Genomic DNA, 21,364 nt, shown 5'->3' with positions numbered 1-21,364 from the left:
TACCCGTGAAAGGATCACAACCTTGAATATTCCTACTCTCAAACTCTAAAACCTTCAAACTCTAGAACCCCCAACCCAAGTCTATGCTTTTGCTTTAAGAAATACTTTTTGAATTAAAAGGGTGATCCATGTTCCTGCTACAAATGGGAAAGTAAATACTCCACCAACCATATCCAGACAATGATTATCAACCAAAAGATCGTCAATTACTATTGTTAAAAACACAGCAATAAGTACCCATAAACCATCTGTTTTTTTAACCCCGGAAAATACAATCGCCGAAAGTACTGCATTGAATCCGAATAATCCCATATGAATTTCCTTAACGGGTTCTCCATTAAATTGTGATAATCCCGCACCCAGAATAGATGCTGCCAATCCATATAAGGCGGCTACCGGTGAACTGATAAAAACAGCAACAAAGAAAATCATTCCTGAAATTACCCCACCCTGGAATATCACTTCACCAAAACCATTGGTACAGGTAAGAAAATCATCATACTTTGTAGATACTACCTCAGCGCTCAACATTGCAGACGGAGGAATATGTGTAAAATGATGTAAGGCAAATACCAAGATCCATGTAATTACAATGAAAGGAAAAGTAAACACCGGAATTTTCTTTTGAATAAAGAAATGCTGAATAACAGCAGCCAATGCTCCGCCTAATATAATAAGTACCCAAATTACAATTGTTGTCTCAAATAAAAAGGCTAATGCTACTCCTACAAGTGCGGCACTGAAACCGTACAATCCGGCATTAATTTCAGACTGACTGTACTTCAGCTTCATGGCAGCAAATGTTCCGGCTGCTGTTGAAAGCAACACCGCAACTCCACATTGCCAGCTTCCCATAAAGATTCCTATAAGAAACAGAAGCCCAGTCCATCTGTTTTCCTGAAGCATAATCTGCCCGATTCCTTTTAAAACATTGTCTAAAAAAGGTAGTTTTTTGAAAAATTCGTCCATAGTTTTTTTAATTGTATTAATGATTGGAAATATTGGATAGAGATGAGAGATAGATGAAAGATAATAGACGAAGAGATGAGAGACATTCTAGCCTTAAAGGTCAATAGTCAATTTTGCTTCACAAGTGAATGGTGAATCATCAGTGAAAGAATGGCAACCTTAAACTTCAATCCTTGAACTTTAAACATTCTCATCCTTCTACTCTCCTACTCTAAAACCCTTAAACCCCACTTACCATCCCAGAAAGACCATTCCGATTCCGCAGACTGTTACCACAGCTCCACTTACCACTCCCATATATCTTTCCAGTTTTTCGGTATTGAAAAGTGTTGAATAGCCATAACGCCCTAGAAGAACCATTCCAAGCATCGTTAAAACAGTAGTAATAGTGAATGAAGTCACCAGAACAGCAATTTCAGACATAGAATGTTTCACTCCAGAATAGAACAATAAAGGAATCAAGGGTTCACTGGGGCCCATTACGAAAATCATAAAAAGAACCAGTGGCGTTACTTTTATCCTTGTTTGAGGCATTACAACTTCACTGTGATTGTGTTCATACACGTAAACATCATCACCCATTACATCGAAATGTTTATGAGGTTTATTCCTGATGGCCTGAATAAGCCCATACACCAGATAAACTCCGCCAAAGATCAGTAATGCCCATCCTGAGAAGTTCCCTCTGATATCCTGAAACCAGGAAATCTTATTCAGCTGCCAGCCTAAAAAGACTCCAATAAAACCAAGAACAAGAGAGCTCAGAACATGTCCAAACCCGCAAACCACGGTTAATATTGCCGTTTTCATTCCGCTCCATTTCTTGGATTTTGAAATCACGATAAAAGGCAGATAGTGATCTGGCCCTGAAGCGGTATGTATAAAACTTATTGAAACGGCACTTAAAAGAAGCGCCCACACTGTACTGTCCATTTTCTATTAATTCTGTTATTTCAGATTCTTTATTACGTTTTGGCTAAAGCCAACGGAAGATTTCTTTTTATTGACGCGGGCTAAAGCCCGCTTCTGTTGAATATATACTCTCAAAGGTGCCAGCCTTGTCAAGGTTTTAAACCTTGACAAGGCTCCTAAGACTTTCTTTTTTACTCCAAAGACCAAAGAATTTCCTGTACATAAACAAAAAAGTTGTACATCAATTCTCCTCCATGCCCTAGAGCTCTCACTACAAAACCGTTATCTTCCATAGCAGAAACTCCAACCTCCATATCTTCATGATGCTGAGCTGCAGCTTCTACAATTTCTTCAATCAAACCATTTTTATCTACATTTTCCTTTGTACTATAGAAGATCAAGGTTCCTTGATGGGTATACTGCTCCAGGTTACCAATGCTGCTGATCGGAATCAGATCCGGCTGGATCACTACATTATCCTTGACAACCAATTTATTGTTATGATAGATTTCCATAAGGTTCTGGAAACGTCTCAGTTTAAAAACCTCACCATAATGCTTTCGTCCGCAGGTAATGATCTCACTAATGATGATCTGGCTGTTTTTCCCGATATGCACATTGGCTTTACTTTTAAAGTTTGAATCTTCATGCGGAACAATAGGATGCGGAACATAGGCAAATGAAGTTTCATCTTCCATTGTTACATTCAATTCCTGAACAGCCTTATCTTCCATATTGAAAAGTCTCTGATACGACTGTGACTGTAACTGAAGGGAAGATCCTTTTTCAAGAGCTACATCCAGGTGATAATGATCTCCATCCAGAATTCCCGGGGAGGAGCTCATCACCATCTGATACAGTTTCTTATCACTTTTTCTCTGCCCTACAGAAACAACTCTGAAAGGCAATGAAACATAAAGATCCTTCACATATGATTCCCCTCCCTTAAATCCTGCGATAATATTTAAACGACTATCCATTTATCTTACTAAGTTCGGTTCTTCAATTTCTTCTAAAAGAGCATATTTTTTGATCCACCCGATCACTTTATCCAGCCCTTCATCTGTTTTAAGGTTAGTGAAAACAAAAGGGTTTCCTTTTCTCATTCTTCTGGCATCATTTTCCATTACTTCAAGGCTCGCCCCTACATAAGGAGCAAGGTCTATTTTGTTGATGATCAATAAATCTGATCTTGTAATACCAGGACCTCCTTTTCTAGGGATTTTCTCTCCTTCTGCTACGTCAATAATAAAGATGGTAACGTCTGCAAGATCTGGACTGAATGTTGCAGAAAGGTTATCACCTCCACTTTCAATAAGAACCAATTCAATTTCAGGGAAACGTGCAGCCAATTCGTCTACTGCTTCAAGATTCATACTGGCATCTTCACGAATCGCTGTGTGAGGGCAACCTCCCGTTTCTACTCCGATAATTCTGTCGTGAGGTAAAAGGCTGTTTTTAGCCATAAACTCGGCATCCTCTTTAGTATAAATATCATTAGTAATGACTCCAAGATCATATTTTCCGAATAATTTTCTGCTTAAACGTTCCAATAATGCAGTTTTTCCTGATCCTACAGGTCCTGCAACCCCTACTTTTATGTATTTTCTATTTTCCATTTTCTTTAAATTTTACTTTGTTTGTTTTTATTTTTTTAACGCAGAGAGCGCTAATTTTTTTTATTGATTGAGGATATTTTGAGATCGCGAGGGCGTTTCACTCAACAAAAATCATTTACATTCTGCCCCTTTAATCTCTTTTACGACATATAAAGTCTTGAATAAAGCCTTTCGTGCTGCATACATCTGATATCAAAAGCTGTATTACAAAGCCCGACCATATCCCTATCCAGCTCCATGGTTTCCCAAACTGTTTTTTCCATGACAGGATATAAAGCAAATAAGATATCTTGCCCATCAAGCTGTCCCAGAGGAACCAGTTTTACGGCATTGGTAATCATCCCGGCAACGGAGGTATAATAGAATCCCAACAAGGCTTCATATAAAGGGATCTTCATTAAATAAGCATAGACTCCGAATACAATACAGTAATGGGAATTGGCTTCTTTATTCTGAATAGCCTTTTCAAAAGCCTCCATCAACGGAAAACTTTCTCTTCTTTTGAAGATTTTGATCAATCTTAGCCCTAATTTTTGGCTTGCCTGGCGGATTTCCCTCGGACATTTTATCGCGTTACACTCATTGTCTAAATTCAAAAGTGCTTGTAAATCCCCTTTTTCAGCTGCTTTATAAGCCAGTTTTACAAAAGCTCCATCATTGAATTTAAGATTGTATTGAAGCATGTTCTGTACAAATTCTCTCGCAGTCGCCGCATTATGAACGATTCTTTCCTGTACATAGGTTTCAAGCCCGTTGGAATGTGTATAGCCACCGATCGGTAGTGTTGGATCTGCCAGATGAAGGAGTCCTGATAAAAAGTTTATGTTTATATTATTCATCTTTTGGAGCGGCCATTTTTAAGATTTTGGTAAAAATTGTAGAGCCAAGACTTCCATGCCCGTGAGGTTCTACATTGGATTTAAGGAGATTCAATAGTTTTACGGATTGTTTTTCCGGTTTAAAACCACTTGCTTCCAACCATCTGAACATGGGCATTTCAAATGGAAGCAACACCTTATCATCCTGGATGAAAAGCGGGATATGCTTGTTTCCGATCTCGTAGCATACTGTTCCCATTTCCAGTAAAGATCCGGGAACCATTACGATCGCCTCTGTTTCCAGCACATTGATCGCTATTACTTTTTCTGCATCCTCAAAAAGAATATCTCCTTCTCGTAAACGTTGCCCTTCTTTTAGAAATTTGATGGCAACGTCCACTCCGTTTCTGGTTCTTTTACGTTGAATTCTTTTCGTGGTTTCAAACCATTCCAGATCCAGATAGTCTATATTCTTTTCTGTAGGATTTTCGGTGAGATTGCCTATGGTTTGATTAATTATCATTTTTAGCCGTTTTTTTTCTGAAGTCAAAGTTTTTAGAAATGCCCACTCCGAATGTTGAACCACTGATTCCTGCCACATAACTTTTCGTCCAACCTTCTTCTTTAGTTTTAGTCTGAAGCATTGAAAGTTCTGCAAACTTGAATTTCAAAGCCCAACCGCCGCCTAATAATACTCCGATCAAAGGATAAGCCCGAAGACGGAAACCATTGAAGTTCTGCATTGCGTCAGCTGTTGTTGCCTGTTGTTGTCCCCAAACATAATGAGCATCTACCTGCCCGATGAGCACAAAGTATTTTCCAAGCATTAATGAGGGACTATACCAAATTCCGGCTTCATTCTGTTTATATACCACATTATGGTTAACAGAATTTTGAGAGTAAGCATAATTAACCCCGATAAGGTCATTATTATTGATAAAATACCCAACTCCAAGTGGTGCACTGGAAACTGTACTGCTGCTGTTTGTAGGAGTTGTAACCTTGGAGTAATCCAATGAACCATAGATCATAAATTGTCCTTTTGGCCCATCTTCATCACTCTTAAGCCTGTGTCCGCCCAAAAATTGAGCGCTCACACTACCAGAAAGGAAAGACATCCCGGCTACAGCAAGAGAAAAAACTGTTTTATTTAAATATTTCATTCTAAACTTAGTTCTATAGTTGTTTTAAAATACTGTCTGATAAATCTTTTTTGCTGTTAAATAAACCTAACAGGTTTTTGAAACCTGTTAGGTTTTATTCATAAGATTTTTCTTAGAACAAATAATACAACTGTGTTAAAGGAAGTGTCTCCGCCGGTTCACAAGTGATGTATTCACCATCTACCGTTACTTTATAGTTTTCAGGGTTCACTTCAATTAAAGGAGTCTTATCATTGTGAATAAGATCTTTTTTAGAAATATTTCTACAGTTTTTCACCGGAAGGATCATTTTTTCTAACCCGTAAGAAGCAATAGTTCCGTTATCGATAGAGATTTGAGATACGAAGTTGGCACAAATACCATACTTAGCTTTTCCGTGAGCCCCAAACATATTTCTATAGATGATGGGTTGTGGTGTTGGAATAGAAGCATTTGGATCTCCCATTTTAGCAGCAATTACAAATCCCCCTTTTACAATCATTTCAGGTTTCACTCCGAACAATGCTGGTTTCCAAATTACTAAATCCGCTAATTTTCCTTCTTCAAGAGATCCTACATATTCTGAAATACCGTGTGCAATTGCTGGGTTGATCGTATATTTAGCCACATATCTCTTGGCACGATAGTTATCATTTCCACTATCCTGATCTTCAGCTAAATCACCTCTTTGCTCTTTCATTTTACTTGCTGTCTGCCAGGTTCTTGTGATCACTTCTCCTGGTCTACCCATTGCCTGAGAGTCGGAACTCATGATACTGAAAACACCCATATCGTGAAGGATATCTTCTGCTGCAATCGTTTCAGGACGGATACGTGAATCTGCGAATGCCACATCTTCAGGGATGTTTTTGCTTAAGTGGTGACAAACCATCAACATATCCAAGTGCTCATCAATCGTATTGATAGTGTAAGGACGTGTTGGGTTAGTAGAAGCAGGTAATACGTTTGGATACATTGCAGCTTTAATGATATCAGGAGCGTGGCCACCACCTGCACCTTCCGTGTGGAATGTATGGATTACTCTTCCGTTGATCGCTCTCATCGTATCCTCCAGGAACCCCCCTTCATTTAAGGTATCCGTGTGGATCGCTACCTGAACGTCATATTTATCTGCCACTTTTAAAGCCGCATCAATGGTTGCAGGTGTTGCCCCCCAGTCTTCATGGATTTTTACTCCTAATGCTCCTGCTTCCACCTGCTCTTCAATAGGCTCTTCAGCAGAACAGTTTCCTTTCCGAAGAACCCTAGGTTCATTGGATATTCTTCTGCTGCTTCAAGCATCTTCTGCATATTGAATTTACCTGGAGTTACTGTTGTAGCGTTTGTTCCGTCATTTGGACCAGTTCCACCTCCGATCATGGTAGTGATTCCACTATATAAAGAGGTTTCAATTTGTTGTGGACAGATGTAATGAATGTGAGTATCAATACCTCCTGCAGTTACGATATATCCTTTACCTCCGTGAACTTCTGTAGAAGCCCCGATGATCATGTTAGGACTTACCCCGTCCATTGTATCAGGGTTACCGGCTTTTCCAATCCCTACAATTTTACCGTCTTTAATTCCTATATCTCCTTTTACAATTCCCCAGTGGTCGATAATTACTGCCCCTGTGATACAAAGGTCAAGAACACCTTCATCTCTTTTAGCAGTAACATTCTGTCCCATACCGTCACGTACGGTTTTTCCTCCTCCGAAAACAGCTTCGTCTCCGTAATGGGTGAAATCTTTTTCGATTTCAATAATAATTTCAGTGTCTCCCAGTCTGATTTTATCTCCAGCTGTAGGACCTAATATATTAGCGTATTGTTTTCTGTCTACGTTTAAGCTCATCTTACTGATTTTTAAAGTTTAACTCTTGAACTTTTGCTAGGCTTTCTCTTTTCTGATCTTCAGAATCTACCTGTCCATCTACAAGGTTATTGAAGCCCATTGCTTTTTTGGTTCCTCCTATTTCCACCAATTCCACTTCTTTTTCTTCTCCCGGTTCGAAACGTACGGCAGTACTTGCTACGATATTTAGCCTTTTTCCGAAAGCTTTTTCACGGTCAAAGCTCATCGCCTTGTTTACTTCAAAAAAGTGAAAGTGTGATCCTACCTGAATAGGACGGTCTCCTGTGTTGGTGACTTTTATTTTGGCTGTTTCTCTGCCTTCATTGCAGATAATAGTACCTTCTTTTACAAAAATTTCTCCTGGTATCATAATCAATAGGAATTAACGGATTGGGTTGTGTACGGTTACCAGCTTTGTTCCATCAGGGAATGTAGCTTCGATCTGAACATCGTGGATCATTTCTGCCACGCCAGGCATCACATCATCTTTGGTTAAAAGATTTGCGCCTTCCTGCATCAGTTCAGCGACTCTTTTTCCGTCTCTTGCTCCTTCAAGCAAAAAGTGACTGATCAATGCAATTGATTCTGGATAGTTTAATTTAAGGCCTCTAGCCTTTCTTTTTAGAGCTAGCTCTCCTGCCAGAAATAGCATAAGCTTCTCCGTTTCTCTCGGTGTTAAGTGCATAATATTTTTATTTAAAATTGGACAAACAGTATCCGCTTCGCCTTTCTGAAAAGACAAATAGATATGTTCAAGAATGTAAAATGTGGAATGAAGCCTATGGATCTGTACCTATAGTAGGATACAAACCATATAACGGATCATCAAAATTTAAAATAGGATTAGCAGCCCGCTATTTGCAGGGAATGATACAGAATGTATCTTGGTGCTGTAATATAAACCCGGTTTTGAACAGCCGCAACCGGAGTATTAAAAGTATACTTTGCAAAGAAGTAATTAAGCCATTGCTGAGCAAGTATTGAATAATCAAATTTTACTTTCTCCCAATCATTAGAATCCTGTACATCCTGTGCGTCTGAAAAACTATAGATTTCAGGCTGAGTCTGCTGATCCGATTTTTGCTGAAGAAGATGAATTTTCGATAAGAGATCAGAATATGATTTAGTTTTCCCTGTATGGGTAAGAAGGCCTACACATAAAGCTGAGAAAAATAATACAAAAGAGAAAAACAGGACTCTTTTTTTCATGTCTGATAATAATGGTGTAAAATTAGAGTAATCTTAAATTCCGGGCTATCAAAAAAATTATTTAAAATGTTCAAAATCGCAACAAATGCAATTTTATATAAATTTAACATTTCTTTATAAATCCTTTATTTACAACACTTAAAGGTCATTTATGAACTATGACAAATATTTCATTGTCCTAATTCCAATAATTATAACAAATCTTTATATTTTTTTCTTCTATGTAAAGGATTGAATAAATATATTAAATATTTTTAAGATAAAACATTAAACAAACGTTATATATTAATGTTTTTTCGACAAAAAAGTTTATTTCACAAAAAGGAGTTCGATTTTTTTCTTTCCTTATAATTATCGTAAATTTGTATACAACTTACTTATTTAATTTTAATAAAAATAATAAAACGTAATATGTCAAAAGCAATTTCGCAAGTACCATTAGCGGTAAACGAGCCGGTAAATTCTTATGAACCGGGATCTCCAGAAGTTAAAAGCCTTATTGCCACTTATAAAAAAATGTGGGCTGAAAAGGTAGAAGTTCCAATGATCATCAATGGAAAAGAAGTAAAAACTGACACAAAAGTACAGCTTCAGTCTCCTCAGGATCACGCTCATGACTTCGGATTCTATTACCAAGGTGGTATGCAACATGTGGATGACGCTATCAACGCGGCATTGGCAGCTAAAGAAGCATGGAACGAGCTAGGTTGGGAACAACGTGCAGCAATTTTCTTAAAAGCAGCTGATCTATTGGCTGGACCTTACAGAGATGTAATTAATGCAGCTACAATGATTGGACAGTCTAAAAATGTACACCAGGCTGAAATTGATTCTGCTTGTGAGTTCATCGACTTCTTAAGATTCAACGTAGAGTTCATGACAGAAATGTATGCTGAGCAGCCAGTTTCTGACAACGGAATCTGGAACCGTGTAGAGTACAGACCACTAGAAGGATTCTGCTTTGCAGTAACTCCATTCAACTTTACAGCAATTTCCGGAAACCTTCCGACTTGTATGGCAATGCTAGGAAATGTTGTGGTATGGAAGCCTTCTGATAAGCAGGTTTATTCTGCAAAAGTAATCATGGATGTATTAATTGAAGCGGGTCTTCCTGCTGGGGTTATCAACATGATCTTTACAGATGGTAAAGAAACTGCTGAGAAAGTATTAGCTCACAGAGATTTTGCAGGTCTTCACTTCACGGGTTCTACAAAAGTATTCCAGGGAATGTGGAAAATGATCGGTGATAACATCCATAACTATAGAACATATCCAAGAATTGTTGGAGAAACAGGTGGTAAAGACTTTGTTATCGCTCACCCGTCTGCTAATGTAGAAGCGGTAGCTACTGCTTTAGTGAGAGGTGCTTTCGAATACCAAGGACAAAAATGTTCTGCGGCTTCAAGAGCTTATGTTCCTAAGTCTCTTTGGGCTGATGTGAAAAAAGTAATGGAATCTCAGATGGCTACAATCAAAATTGGTTCTCCTGAAGATACGTCTAACTTCGTAAACGCTGTAATTGACAAAAATTCTTTCGAAAAATGTAAAGGATATATCACAAGAGCAAACGAATCTTCTGAAGCTACTGTAGCTATCGGTGGAACTTGTGATGACTCTAAAGGATGGTTTGTACACCCAACTGTAATTGAAACTACAAACCCTCAATACGAAAGTATGGTAGAAGAAATCTTCGGCCCAATCTTATCTGTATTTGTGTATGAAGATCAAGACTGGAAAGAAACGCTTAAATTAGTTGATTCTTCTTCTCCTTATTCATTAACAGGTTCTGTATTCTCTCAAGACCGTTATGCTATCGCTGAAGCTTACAAAGCTTTAGAGAATGCATCTGGTAACTTCTACATCAACGATAAACCAACTGGTGCCGTAGTAGGTCAACAGCCTTTCGGTGGTGGTAGAGCTTCAGGAACTAACGATAAAGCAGGTTCTAAAATGAACCTTCTTAGATGGACATCTGTAAGAAGTGTGAAAGAAACATTTGTATCTCCTAAAGATTACAAATATCCATACTTAGGGTAATTATGAGTAATAAGTAATAGACAATGAGTAATTTATTGTCTGTTCTTTCAATATAGCCTCGGAATTTCGGTTCTGAGGCTTTTTTGTGGGAATATGATAAAGTTTGAGGGTCAGAGAGTTTGAGAGTTTGAGAGTTTGAGAGTTTGAGAGTGAAAATGCGAATGTTTAAAATAGGCAATAAGTAATTGTTCCTTCAACATAGCCCCGGAATTTCGGTTCTGAGGCTTTTTTTTGTGGAATATGGTAAATTTTGAGGGGTCAGAGAGTTTGAAAGTTTGAGAGTTTGAGAGTGAAAATGCGAATGTTTAAAATAGGCAATAAGTAATTGTTCCTTCAACATAGCCCCGGAATTTCGGTTCTGAGGCTTTTTTGTGGGAATATGGTAAATTTTGAGGGGGTCAGAGAGTTTGAGAGTGAAAATGCGAATGTTTAAAATAGGCAATAAGTAATTGTTCCTTCAACATAGCCCCGGAATTTCGGTTCTGAGGCTTTTTTGTGAGAATATGGTAAAGTTTGAGGGTCAGAGAGTTTGAGAGTGAAAATGCGAATGTTTAAAATAGGCAATAAGTAATTGTTCCTTCAACATAGCCTCGGAATTTCGGTTCTGAGGCTTTTTTGTGAGAATATGGTAAAGTTTGAGGGACAGAGAGTTTGAGAGTGAAAATGCAAATGTTTAAAATAGGCAATAAGTAATTGTTCCTTCAACATAGCTCCGGGATTTCGGTTTTGGGGCTTTTTTATGGAATACAGGTACGAGATTTCGAGGTTCGAGGTTTAAGGCTGCTATCCTTTCATTAGTAATCTATGATTCATTTGCAAAACAAAAATTGACTATTGAAATTTAAAACTAAAACATCTATCATCTCTTCGTCTATTATCTCTCATCTCCCATTCTAATACTCTAACGCCCTAACACTCTCAAACCCTGCCACTCCTTACTCCCTAACATCTTTTAACAAACTTTACCTATATTTTACGACTTATGCCCCCTTGTTAGGAATAATAATTGTTTTTTCATCAATGCACCCCAAAATAAAATTGTATGAAAAAGTTATTGCTAACAGCCATCGGCATAGGATTATTTGCAGTGAGCTGTGGAACCAAGGAGTCATCAATGTCTACAAGTAATAGTGATTCAGTGAATACACGTGCTGCATCACCTGCGACAACAGACACGATGACTACAAAAATGACGAATCCTGACAGTATCAAGATGAAAAAGGATTCTATGGCAACACCTCCTGCCAAATAGTACTTATATACGTTCAATTTAAAATGGAAAATCTGCAGATGAAAGCGCTGCAGATTTTTTTATTAAAGGATAAGAGACTAAGGAATTATTTAGGTTTTGGTTAAAACCAGATGAATTTTTATTTATTAGGCGGGCTAAAGCCCACCTCTATTGATGTTAATATCTGTATAAATAATGACGTTTAATCGAAAGGATGGGCTAAAGCCCACCCCTATTGATGTTGATATACGGATTGATAATAGATGTTTAACGATAAGATCTTTTATCTTTTATCTTTTATCTTTTATCTTTTATCTTTTATCTTTTATCTTTTATCTTTTATCTTTTATAAAATCATTATATTTGATTAACACCAAACATAAAAAAGTATTATTATGAAAAAATTATGGCTAGGAGCAATTCTTGGACTTCTTTTCCTAGGAAGTTGTGCTCAAAACAAAGAAAAAAGAGAGGAATTTAAGGAAGCTCACAATAAAGATTCCTTAAGAAACAGAATGGGCGATTCTGCTGTTGCCAATTCTGAACCTGCTCCGGTAGCTCCGGATACTTTAAAAACAAAAACCGACGGTACAAAAACTAAATAAAATCGCAAATCCACAGAATATCTGTGGACTTGCACTTAAAAAAACTTGACTGAAAAAAAACCGGGCAATCAACCCCGATTATATGGTATGTTTATATTCTTTATGCAGAATATTTCTTTTGCATATGAAAAGAGGAACCGTAACTATTTCATGAAAAACGAAATATACGTGTGTTCCATATCTAAAGTTTCATGGTTTGCTTGTTGTTGGGAGAACATATCTTATTTCAGGAAAAAGACAGTTCCTTCAAAAATAAGATGGACTAAGATGCAATATAATTGTTGGTCATTCCCATAACACTTTCGCAAAGATATGATAGCATTGGTCTTACAAAAAACAATAGGTTATCCATTTTCATGAAAATAGCAAGACAGAATACATAAAACTATTTATTTTTAACTGTTTTCCCGAAAATGAACATTTTTATCTAATTGATTTTCAATATCTAGATGCTTAATATACGCAGATGGAGAAAAGTCTGTAACCGCCTTGAATACGGCGGCAAATTTGCTATGTGAAGAAAAGCCACATTCATCAGCAAGAATACTTATTTTGTATTGTCGATACTTTTCGTCATTGATAAGTTTATCCACAATATAACTGATCCTTAATCTATTAATATACGTTTTAAAGTCTGCACTTTTGTGCTGATTAATGACATAGGAAAGGTACTTGGTATTGGTATTAAGTTCTCCTGCTAAAAATGAAAGTGACATTCCTTTATTGTTGTAAAGGTTTCCTTTTTCAAACTCTTCAAGAAGTTCAAGGAGTTTAGTTTCTGTTTCAGATGTCATTAGAGAATCATTTCTCTTTCGGTCTGATTCGGAATCTTTTTCATCTATTTCTTCTACAGATATATTTGAAAATTCAGAATTCACAGGCTGTCTTAGTAAGGCTCCTTTATAGCTATTCGTTACCTTTCCCTGAGTTCTTATAATATTCCTCAACTTTGAAAGTTGTCTTTTCTGTCTTGTTTTAAAGAAGATAATTAAACCGACTAATGAAACAAACAATATAATGATAGCAGCATTTTTAGCTACATTCATTTGTCCACTTCCTTTATTAACTTTAATCGTTGTTTCTTCTTTAGGCATTCCCGAAAATCCCTGATTACGGGCGGCAATACTGTCATAGGCTCTTACATATTTCACAGCATATAAAGAGGCCTTAAAATTGTCACCTATTCCTTCGTAATAATCATTAATATTGGAATAAACTGCTTTTTTAAGTTTTAAGCTTCGGGAAGTATCAGCAATTTTTTCAGCTTTTTTCAAATATATTTCAGCGTCTTTCCAATTCTTTTGCTTCAAACGAATTCCTCCTAATCCGTTATAGACCAATCCTAATGTACAACTTCCTTCTTTGAGTAAATCTTCAGCTTTCCTGTAATAATTTTCAGAAACGGTATAATCATTAAGTTTAAAATAAACATCTCCTAATAATTGATAAGAGGCAGCTTGGGTTCTTTCTTCATTCTGACTATCAATTTTGCCAAAGTTTTTAAGGGAAAATTCAATGTATTGTATTGCATTTACATAGTTTCCGACTTCCATTTCATAAAAAGCCATCTCCTGATTGAGCAACCCTTGCGCTTCATTACTTTCCTGAAAACCAGAAATTTGCCTGGATGCATCCAATCCTTTGAAAATATATTTCTTAGCTCTTTCATATAACCCTACCTGTCTATATTGTCTCGCCAATAATCGACATACTCCGGCCATCCATTCCCTATTATTTGCTTGTTCAATTAATGAATGGGCATTTTCGCTATAGCAGATTGCTTTTTTAAGTTCTCCACCATGATGATAGAGCTCTGAAGAAAGCATAAGGCTTTTCACCTTTTCTGATGGTTGATGAGCAGACATATAAAGCGAATCAGCAGTTTTTATAGCCTTAGATAAATCTTTATAGGCCATGATAGAGGAAGTCCTTTCGCACGCCTGATCGAAGTCGCTTTTTTTCTGTGCAGATATGAAGATTGCTGTGGTCAGCAAAAACAAAAGTTTCAATAGATTATTAGACATAAAAAAACAAATTATTATTTTTATAATAACTCATCATTTTCTCACGGGTGTCTTTTTGTTTTTTACAAAACTAGTGATATTTTATTTTTAATTAAAATATTCTACTGAAATTTAATCATTTAACTAAAATTATGATTTACATTAATTTTAATAATAAGTCCAAAACAATATATGTTTTTCTTTCATACAAGCCTAAACCTGTATTTAAAATAAGGTTCTTTAAAAATTATTTTCAATGTGACGAACTTAAATGTCATCATATTTATTACATTTGCAGGGAACAAAACGTTTTTTATGAAAAAGATAGTTATACTTTCTACTCTATTTATAGGCACACTGGCATGGGCTCAAGGTATCAAATTTGAGGAAGGCAACTTTGCTTCTATCCTTGCTAAAGCCAAAAAGGAACACAAACTGGTTTTTATAGACGCTTATGCATCATGGTGCGGGCCATGTAAGCTGATGGTAAAAAATATTTTTCCATTGAAAGATGTAGGTGATTATTATAATTCTCATTTTATCAATGCTAAAATTGATATGGAGAAAGGAGAAGGTATTGATCTGGCTAAAAAATACAATGTAAAAGCATTTCCTACTTATCTATTCATTGATGGAAATGGTGAAGCTGTACACAGAACGTTGGGATATGTTGAAGAAAAAGATTTCATTCAGTTTGCAAAGGATGCTGGAGACCCCAATAAAAGACTTACTTCTTTAAAACAGCAATTTGAAAAAGGAGAAAAAGACCCTTCATTTTTGAAAAATCTGACAGAACTTACTATGTATAATGACTCAGAGTTTTCAGGTAAAGTATTGACCCGTTATTTTCAGGTAAAACCTGTTATGGATCAAGAGGATGCTGAATTGCTTATTTCCGGTATATCTACAACAGAAAGTCCTTTATATAAGATTTTTCAAGATAAAAAAACAGAGATTTTAAAATTTTATCCTGAAGATAAATATGCTAAGATCGACCAAAGTATTCAAATGAACACCCTCTCTAAAAAGTCTTATAACTCTGATACTAAGACCTGGAATGATGAGCATTTTATTGCTGGGGCTCAGAAATTCATGAGCAAAGAGGATGCTGAGAAACTATTAAAAAAGCTGAAAGCGAACAGAGCTTTAAAAAATAAAGATATTGCCCTTTTTGAGAAGTTGACTTTAGAGGTATATCAGGACTTTTCTAAAGCCAACGGTACAGAATTAAATTCCGCAGCCTGGAATTTCTTTGAGAATGTAAGTAATAAGACATCTCTGGAAAAGGCTATTGCATGGGGGCAGGAATCTATAAAAAAAGGACAGAGTTATGCCAATACAGATACACTAGCTAATCTTTATAATAAGATTGGTGATAAAAAAAATGCAAAGATGTGGGCTGAAAAATCCATTGAATTGGCAAAAAGTGAAGGACAGGATTCTTCTGATACTGAGAAATTATTGAAAAGCCTTTAATTTACAGGCAAAAACATAAAAAGCCGCAGAATGTTCTGCGGCTTTTTTATTGTATTGTAGAGAAAGAAAGAGATCAATAAACTTTTCCCATTCTGTCTTTTCACTTGACTAATATTCAAAAAGAACACTTCCCCATGTAAATCCGCTACCAAAAGCTGAGAGAAGGACTAAATCACCTCTTTTAATTTTGCCTTTTTCGATCGCCTCGCTTAAAGCAATAGGAATGGAAGCAGCAGTTGTATTTCCGTATTTCTGAATGTTGTTGAAGATTTTTTCATCCGGCAATCCAAATTTCTGCTGAACAAACTGAGCAATTCTCAAGTTTGCTTGATGAGGAATAAACATATCTAAATCTTCAATTGTTTTTCCAGCTTTCTGTAAAGCTTCCATCATGGTTTCCGGAAATCTTGTTACGGCATGTTTGAATACAAAGTTACCATTCATGATAGGATATACTTCTTTATCCGTTACATTTTCCGGTTCTTTTCTCATCCTGTCACTCCATCCATATTTAGAACCTGGGAATTGCGTACACAATTCATCGGCATATTTACCTTCAGAGTGCATATTCATGGCCAGAATATCTCCGGCATTTTCATCTTCAGTTGCAGAAAGCACTACTGCTCCTGCCCCATCGCCAAAAATAACGGAAACGCCTCTTCCTTCGTCAGAAAAATCCAATCCGAAAGAATGAACTTCTGCTCCTACCACAAGAATATTTTTATAGGTACCGGATTTGATGAAAGCATTGGCAACACTCATAGAATATACGAATCCTGAGCACTGATTTCTTACATCTAATGCTCCAATGGTATCACATCCCAGCATTTCCTGAAGTAAAACTCCACAGCCTGGAAAATAATAATCCGGAGAAAGGGTTGCAAAAACAATATAGTCGATATCTTTAGCTGTTAAACCTGCTTTTTCAATAGCTTTTTCTGATGCCTTGAAGCCTAAGTAAGCTGTAGTTTCCTGAGAATCATTTCTGTTTTTTCTGTGTCTTCGCTCCTTGATGCCTGTTCTTTCCGTAATCCATTCATCATTGGTAGTCATTAGTTTTGCTAGATCATCATTTGTAACAATGTTATCTGGGACATAAAATCCCACACCTTTTATTGTACTTTTAATCATATAGTTTTATAATTTTGGCAAAGATAAAACTTATTTAACACATAGTTTTTCAAAATATTAGTATTTTTACTTTATGCCAATTGATACGATATACAGAAGCACCCACTGTGAATGGGTGGATGTAGAGGCTCCTACTGCAGAAGACCTGAAATTCCTTCATGAACGATACGAAATCAACAACCTTCTTCTGGAAGATACCATAGATCCCAATCACCTCCCAAAATATGAAGAAGATGGGAATGTAAAATTCTTTCTTCTTCGTGAGAGTACAGAGCTGGAAAGAAAGAATCTGAACACCATCAGTGATATCAGTACAAAGATTGCCATTTTCATTCTGGATAAAACTATTATCACCATTCACAGAATGAAAACCAGAAGTATTTCTGAAACAAAAAAGAAACTTTCTCTCATTCAGGAAGAAGCTACTCCACAAAAAGTAGCTTTAATGATCGCCATATTGATCATGAAGAGCTTTGATGATGAATCGGTAAGTTTAATGGAAACCATGGACAATATTGAAAATGAGATCTTCCTCAAGAATACTAACCATACCAGCCAGATCCGAAGACTCTACAAACTGAAAAGAAAATCCGGGTTGAACTCGCGGGTTTTGGTGATTTCTACAGATGCTATTGATAAATTCAAACTGTTGAATTTACAGGACTCTGAAATTGTGGATTTAAAGGATAAGCACAAGGATGTAGTGGCCGATTTTGATCATTTAAATATACAGATCACCAACCTTATTTCAATGTTTTTGGCTCTTTCGGATCAGAAAGCTAACCAGGTAATGAAAGTGTTGGCCATTTATTCGGTATATTTCTTACCGATTACTTTTATTGCCGGAGTGTATGGAATGAACTTTGAAAATATGCCTGAACTTCATCATAAACATGGTTATTTTATAACATTGGGGTAATGGCTACCGTTGTTATCAGCACATTTATCTACGTGAGACGTAGACAGTGGTAATGCTAAAGGTAGGTTTATATTTCTCGCAGATTTCACAGATTACGCAGATAATTATTGGACAATCTGTTTAATCAGCAAAATCTGTAAGAAAATTCAATATAAGATTATCCTAAATGTTCTCAATATAAAAAGGATCATTAATCTTTAATCCTATGGTTTACAAATAAACAGTAATTTAGAGACAGCTTTACATACTGTTGGTAATGTCAAAATATTGCAAGCTGAAAACCCAAGCCCATGAAAACTGAAAACCTCAACAAAATTCTGCAAGATGATTCTCTTTCACAGGCATCCAAAGATAAGCTTGTTTCTTTGTATGGAAATATTTCTGCTAAAGAGTTTTCCGATCTTTTGGATGCAGAGGGAAATCAATATATAGAATTTGTTCAGGAAGGTGGTGGTGTCTGGGGAAGTGCATTGGTAGGTTACCTTTATGGCCTGGAAATCTTTGGAATTCGTTTTTTGAAAGTAGCAGGAACCAGCGCCGGAGCGATCAACACTATGCTTATTGCAGCCTGCAAAACAAAGGAAGAACCTAAAAGTGAGCTGATCAAAGATATTCTTTTCAGCTGGGACTTTGCTGACTTCATGGATGGAAAAACGTACGTAAAAACGACCCTTCATGGAATGTTAAACAATAAGGATTTCTTTAAAATCAATGCTATTATTGCTGCTATTTTATTCATTATTCTCGTTAGTATTCCTTTTGCAGCTCCTTCAGGAAGTATCCTGAGTGCTAAACTGATGTTTTTAATTCCTTTGGTTCCGGCACTTATCCTTTTTCTATGTATCAAAAAATTATACAACAACTTCAGAAAGGAAAATAGTGGCCTTAATCCTGGAAATGTCTTTTTGAATACCATGAAAACTGCGCTTGATCATTTTGGAATTCAAACTGTAGCCAACCTTAATGAGAAATTTATACAAAAAGAACATGATCTCAACCTCAACTACCGTTTTGGGAACGGGCAGGAATATTATGATATCACTTTAGCCAGTATTGAAAAAATCAAGGCTAAAAATCTGGAACATATCGATCAAACCAGATATAAAATCTTCTATAACAGTGCGGTTAATAATGATTACTACAAAAACAATCCTTTTTACCTTCTCCGGTCAGAATATGTTGTCATTACTACAGATATCAATACCAAAATAAAGGTAGAACTTCCTACCATGGCCAATTTATATTGGTCTGAAGAAGAGTTAAAACATATTAGCCCGGCAGAATTCGTAAGGGCTTCCATGTCCGTCCCTTTTTTCTTTGAACCTTATCAGAAAAGGATCAATAAAGAAGACAGCTCTGTAAAATATGCCTGGAGATTCTGGATGAATACCAAAAAGGAAGATATTAATCCTGTTGGTGTTTTCATTGATGGTGGCAGTATCTCTAATTTTCCTATTGATCTTTTTCACGCAGATGAAGTCTTTTACCCAAGAATGCCTCTTTTCGGGGTACAACTGACAAGTGATTCTGATCTTCTTTCTGAAAAAGGGAAAACCAGTGAGGAAATTATGAACACTCCTTTCAGCTATGCAGGAAATATCATCAATACTTTAAAGGGCTTTAATGATAAAACCTTTCTTACTAAACATAGTTTCTATAAGCTGTACAGCATACAGACTGTCAATTGCGGAACCAGCAGCTGGCTCAATTTCTTTATGAAAAAGGAAGAGAAGGAAGATCTTTTCAACAGAGGCTTTCAGGCTGCCTTAGACTTTCTGAATCATTTTGACTGGGAAAAATACAAATACGAACGCATGATGCTTTCGATGAAGGAGAAAAAAATACTGAAGGAAGAGGATACACCAACAGTGGGATAAGAATTTTTAAGTACTTTAGCTGAAAAGCAAACTCATTATGAAATACATCTGTGAATGTTGTGGCGAAGAAAAAGAAGACTGGCCTGCACTGGCTTATAGTGCTCCTGACTTTTATTCTCATCTTTCCGACGAAGAATTGAAAAATGCAACCCTCACTTCAGACCTTTGTCTTGTTGAAAGTCCTGAAGAAACCAATAGATTCATTCGGGCTGTTTTGATACAGGAAGTTACCGATGACTGCAGGGATCTTGATTATGGAGTCTGGGTTTCATTAAGTGAGAAAAGCTATACTGAATACGTCGAAAATTACGATCATAAAGAATTCAAAGCGGAATATTTCGGATGGCTTAATACCTATCTGCCCGACTATGATTTTTCTGAAAGTATTCCTACAACAGTTGTCGTGGATAATACCATCGGACGACCGTTTGTTTTCCCACATCAAAGCTATGAACATCCTTTTGTAGATGATTTTTATAATGGAATTACAAAAGATGAGGCTGAAAAAAGGATCAACAGAGTTTTAAATAGTAAATAATATAGAATAAATCTGAAGATCACAATAACAAACACAATATGGAGGCACAAAACTCATTTAAGAGTTATACTAACGAATGGCTTGCCTATCTTTTTTTCATGGCTTCTCATTCTTATTCTGAGGAATATATTCAATCTATTAAAGAAGAATTAGAAAACAGGAATTACAATTTTGGCAATTTCAATGAATATTTATACATCCAATATTTCATTAAAGATCTTTATCCTGGCTGGGAAAAACAAGGAAGAAAAATGTTTGCCGAACTATCTTCCAATGGATGGACATATCTTCAGCCTATACAATATAAATACTCCTGGGGAGCATTTACCATGAAAGGATTTCGTGCTGGCGGTAACGAAAAACTTTGTACTATTATTGATAAGTATCTTGATATATATAGATCAACCTGCTCCTGCTGTGGCAGCCAGAAAAATGTAGGAAAATCTTTGGAAGAACCATTCTGTAGAAAATGTGAACTTAAAAAGCTAAAAAAGGAAAGGATAAGGAATATCAATCAATTTGGTTTCACTTATTATGACAAAAAGTTTCGCCACATAGTATGGTCAGAGATCAAACAGCTAAATTTTGAAATGAATGATCCTCATTCCTGCTCCATTGAAATGAACAGGTTAACAAAAGAGGAAGAACTGGAAAGAGGATTCAATGCACTTGATTACATATCTTTTTCTAATGAATCCGTCAACTTTTTCAAGTTACTTACCAAAATTCCCAGAATCTTGCTTACAAAGGATCAGTACAATGAAATCCATGCTGTTTGTGACCATTTTGAAAAATGTATTGTCTGTTACAGAAAATCAGTATTTAATGACAAGTGTTTTCTCTGCCGGAACAAAATCAGCTCAATAACCTCTCCGACACCCAGGAATCTGGAACGCTTCAATTCCAAAGACGGAATTCTAAAATACGAACAAAAAGAGTTCAAAAGAGTATTGGAATATTGGACTGATTGGAGATATCAATACGAAACCGATACTTTTTTTAAATCAAAATAGTATATATCACG

General features: G+C 36.3%; 20 protein-coding genes and 1 pseudogene. 8 read left to right on the top strand and 13 right to left on the bottom strand.

Annotation, left to right across the window (positions count from 1 at the left end):
• Positions 1-81 precede the first annotated feature (81 nt).
• The 11 genes and pseudogenes from QWZ06_RS07200 to QWZ06_RS07150 form a co-directional block, all read right to left on the bottom strand.
• Entirely contained in the window at positions 82-969 is an 888-nt protein-coding gene (locus QWZ06_RS07200) for an urea transporter (RefSeq protein WP_290296812.1), read from the bottom strand.
• A 231-nt stretch (positions 970-1,200) separates the two neighbouring features.
• Entirely contained in the window at positions 1,201-1,902 is a 702-nt protein-coding gene (locus QWZ06_RS07195; protein WP_290296810.1) for a hypothetical protein, read from the bottom strand.
• A gap of 170 nt (positions 1,903-2,072) precedes the next feature.
• Entirely contained in the window at positions 2,073-2,861 is a 789-nt protein-coding gene (locus QWZ06_RS07190) for an urease accessory protein UreD (protein ID WP_290296809.1), read from the bottom strand.
• A complete protein-coding gene (gene ureG / locus QWZ06_RS07185; RefSeq protein ID WP_045499433.1) occupies positions 2,862-3,500 on the bottom strand; it encodes an urease accessory protein UreG in 639 nt (212 codons plus the stop codon).
• Positions 3,501-3,640: 140 nt separating this feature from the next.
• Positions 3,641-4,339: an urease accessory protein UreF gene (locus tag QWZ06_RS07180; RefSeq protein ID WP_290296806.1), complete on the bottom strand. Its 699-nt coding sequence runs from the start codon at positions 4,337-4,339 to the stop codon at positions 3,641-3,643.
• Positions 4,332-4,841: an urease accessory protein UreE gene (gene ureE / locus QWZ06_RS07175; RefSeq protein ID WP_290296805.1), complete on the bottom strand. Its 510-nt coding sequence runs from the start codon at positions 4,839-4,841 to the stop codon at positions 4,332-4,334. The genes QWZ06_RS07180 and ureE overlap by 8 nt, the downstream gene beginning before the upstream one ends.
• Complete coding sequence (locus QWZ06_RS07170; protein ID WP_290296804.1) at positions 4,831-5,481, bottom strand: hypothetical protein; 651 nt, start codon at positions 5,479-5,481, stop codon at positions 4,831-4,833. Before QWZ06_RS07170 ends, ureE begins: the two co-directional genes overlap by 11 nt.
• A 112-nt stretch (positions 5,482-5,593) precedes the next feature.
• A pseudogene (gene ureC, locus QWZ06_RS07165) lies at positions 5,594-7,314 on the bottom strand (urease subunit alpha).
• A 1-nt stretch (position 7,315) separates the two neighbouring features.
• A complete protein-coding gene (gene ureB / locus QWZ06_RS07160; RefSeq protein WP_290296803.1) occupies positions 7,316-7,684 on the bottom strand; it encodes an urease subunit beta in 369 nt (122 codons plus the stop codon).
• Positions 7,685-7,696: 12 nt separating this feature from the next.
• On the bottom strand, positions 7,697-7,999 hold the full coding sequence (gene ureA / locus QWZ06_RS07155; RefSeq protein WP_076352294.1) for an urease subunit gamma: 303 nt from the start codon (positions 7,997-7,999) through the stop codon (positions 7,697-7,699).
• A 158-nt stretch (positions 8,000-8,157) separates the two neighbouring features.
• On the bottom strand, positions 8,158-8,523 hold the full coding sequence (locus QWZ06_RS07150) for a hypothetical protein (RefSeq protein WP_290296801.1): 366 nt from the start codon (positions 8,521-8,523) through the stop codon (positions 8,158-8,160).
• A gap of 411 nt (positions 8,524-8,934) precedes the next feature.
• On the opposite strand from QWZ06_RS07150, the gene pruA reads away from it, so the two are divergent.
• From pruA to QWZ06_RS07135, 3 genes are all read left to right on the top strand, one after another.
• The gene (pruA, locus tag QWZ06_RS07145; protein ID WP_290296799.1) at positions 8,935-10,560 is read left to right on the top strand and encodes an L-glutamate gamma-semialdehyde dehydrogenase; all 1,626 of its coding nucleotides are present in this window, start codon (positions 8,935-8,937) and stop codon (positions 10,558-10,560) included.
• A 1,054-nt stretch (positions 10,561-11,614) separates the two neighbouring features.
• A complete protein-coding gene (locus tag QWZ06_RS07140) occupies positions 11,615-11,812 on the top strand; it encodes a cytochrome C551 (RefSeq protein WP_290296797.1) in 198 nt (65 codons plus the stop codon).
• Positions 11,813-12,186: 374 nt separating this feature from the next.
• Entirely contained in the window at positions 12,187-12,396 is a 210-nt protein-coding gene (locus tag QWZ06_RS07135) for a hypothetical protein (protein ID WP_290296795.1), read from the top strand.
• Between the two features lie 395 nt (positions 12,397-12,791).
• Here QWZ06_RS07135 and QWZ06_RS07130 read toward each other — a convergent pair whose 3' ends face one another.
• A complete protein-coding gene (locus tag QWZ06_RS07130) occupies positions 12,792-14,420 on the bottom strand; it encodes a helix-turn-helix domain-containing protein (protein ID WP_290296793.1) in 1,629 nt (542 codons plus the stop codon).
• 294 nt (positions 14,421-14,714) lie between these two features.
• Here QWZ06_RS07130 and QWZ06_RS07125 point away from each other — a divergent pair, with 294 nt between their 5' ends.
• Positions 14,715-15,875, top strand: coding sequence for a thioredoxin family protein (locus QWZ06_RS07125; protein WP_290296791.1), 1,161 nt, complete (start codon positions 14,715-14,717; stop codon positions 15,873-15,875).
• A 108-nt stretch (positions 15,876-15,983) separates the two neighbouring features.
• Here QWZ06_RS07125 and QWZ06_RS07120 read toward each other — a convergent pair whose 3' ends face one another.
• Positions 15,984-17,006, bottom strand: a complete 1,023-nt coding sequence (locus QWZ06_RS07120) for a 3-oxoacyl-ACP synthase III family protein (RefSeq protein WP_290296789.1) — start codon at positions 17,004-17,006, stop codon at positions 15,984-15,986.
• Between the two features lie 73 nt (positions 17,007-17,079).
• On the opposite strand from QWZ06_RS07120, the gene QWZ06_RS07115 reads away from it, so the two are divergent.
• From QWZ06_RS07115 to QWZ06_RS07100, 4 genes are all read left to right on the top strand, one after another.
• The gene (locus tag QWZ06_RS07115; RefSeq protein ID WP_290296786.1) at positions 17,080-17,925 is read left to right on the top strand and encodes a magnesium transporter CorA family protein; all 846 of its coding nucleotides are present in this window, start codon (positions 17,080-17,082) and stop codon (positions 17,923-17,925) included.
• A gap of 290 nt (positions 17,926-18,215) precedes the next feature.
• Positions 18,216-19,802 carry a patatin-like phospholipase family protein gene (locus QWZ06_RS07110; protein ID WP_290296784.1) on the top strand — a complete coding sequence of 529 codons (1,587 nt, stop codon included), beginning with the start codon at positions 18,216-18,218 and terminating at the stop codon, positions 19,800-19,802.
• A gap of 37 nt (positions 19,803-19,839) precedes the next feature.
• Entirely contained in the window at positions 19,840-20,340 is a 501-nt protein-coding gene (locus QWZ06_RS07105; RefSeq protein WP_290296782.1) for a DUF2199 domain-containing protein, read from the top strand.
• Positions 20,341-20,378: 38 nt separating this feature from the next.
• On the top strand, positions 20,379-21,353 hold the full coding sequence (locus tag QWZ06_RS07100) for a hypothetical protein (protein WP_290296780.1): 975 nt from the start codon (positions 20,379-20,381) through the stop codon (positions 21,351-21,353).
• Positions 21,354-21,364 lie beyond the last annotated feature (11 nt).

Source organism: Chryseobacterium tructae (assembly GCF_030409875.1).
In the GTDB taxonomy this organism is placed as follows: domain Bacteria; phylum Bacteroidota; class Bacteroidia; order Flavobacteriales; family Weeksellaceae; genus Chryseobacterium; species Chryseobacterium tructae.
Note: the sequence above shows the minus strand (reverse complement) of the source record. Positions and strands in the feature narration are given on the sequence as shown.

Bases quoted from the DNA above. Each gene is read 5' to 3' on its own strand.
- QWZ06_RS07125 (WP_290296791.1), top strand. From the start codon at position 14,715: ATGAAAAAGATAGTTATACTTTCTACTCTATTTATAGGCACACTGGCA.
- QWZ06_RS07120 (WP_290296789.1), bottom strand. From the start codon at position 17,006: ATGATTAAAAGTACAATAAAAGGTGTGGGATTTTATGTCCCAGATAAC.
- ureA (WP_076352294.1), bottom strand. From the start codon at position 7,999: ATGCACTTAACACCGAGAGAAACGGAGAAGCTTATGCTATTTCTGGCA.
- ureG (WP_045499433.1), bottom strand. From the start codon at position 3,500: ATGGAAAATAGAAAATACATAAAAGTAGGGGTTGCAGGACCTGTAGGA.
- QWZ06_RS07180 (WP_290296806.1), bottom strand. From the start codon at position 4,339: ATGAATAATATAAACATAAACTTTTTATCAGGACTCCTTCATCTGGCA.
- pruA (WP_290296799.1), top strand. From the start codon at position 8,935: ATGTCAAAAGCAATTTCGCAAGTACCATTAGCGGTAAACGAGCCGGTA.
- ureE (WP_290296805.1), bottom strand. From the start codon at position 4,841: ATGATAATTAATCAAACCATAGGCAATCTCACCGAAAATCCTACAGAA.
- QWZ06_RS07105 (WP_290296782.1), top strand. From the start codon at position 19,840: ATGAAATACATCTGTGAATGTTGTGGCGAAGAAAAAGAAGACTGGCCT.
- ureB (WP_290296803.1), bottom strand. From the start codon at position 7,684: ATGATACCAGGAGAAATTTTTGTAAAAGAAGGTACTATTATCTGCAAT.
- QWZ06_RS07115 (WP_290296786.1), top strand. From the start codon at position 17,080: ATGCCAATTGATACGATATACAGAAGCACCCACTGTGAATGGGTGGAT.
- QWZ06_RS07130 (WP_290296793.1), bottom strand. From the start codon at position 14,420: ATGTCTAATAATCTATTGAAACTTTTGTTTTTGCTGACCACAGCAATC.
- QWZ06_RS07100 (WP_290296780.1), top strand. From the start codon at position 20,379: ATGGAGGCACAAAACTCATTTAAGAGTTATACTAACGAATGGCTTGCC.
- QWZ06_RS07200 (WP_290296812.1), bottom strand. From the start codon at position 969: ATGGACGAATTTTTCAAAAAACTACCTTTTTTAGACAATGTTTTAAAA.
- QWZ06_RS07190 (WP_290296809.1), bottom strand. From the start codon at position 2,861: ATGGATAGTCGTTTAAATATTATCGCAGGATTTAAGGGAGGGGAATCA.
- QWZ06_RS07150 (WP_290296801.1), bottom strand. From the start codon at position 8,523: ATGAAAAAAAGAGTCCTGTTTTTCTCTTTTGTATTATTTTTCTCAGCT.
- QWZ06_RS07195 (WP_290296810.1), bottom strand. From the start codon at position 1,902: ATGGACAGTACAGTGTGGGCGCTTCTTTTAAGTGCCGTTTCAATAAGT.
- QWZ06_RS07135 (WP_290296795.1), top strand. From the start codon at position 12,187: ATGAAAAAATTATGGCTAGGAGCAATTCTTGGACTTCTTTTCCTAGGA.
- QWZ06_RS07170 (WP_290296804.1), bottom strand. From the start codon at position 5,481: ATGAAATATTTAAATAAAACAGTTTTTTCTCTTGCTGTAGCCGGGATG.
- QWZ06_RS07110 (WP_290296784.1), top strand. From the start codon at position 18,216: ATGAAAACTGAAAACCTCAACAAAATTCTGCAAGATGATTCTCTTTCA.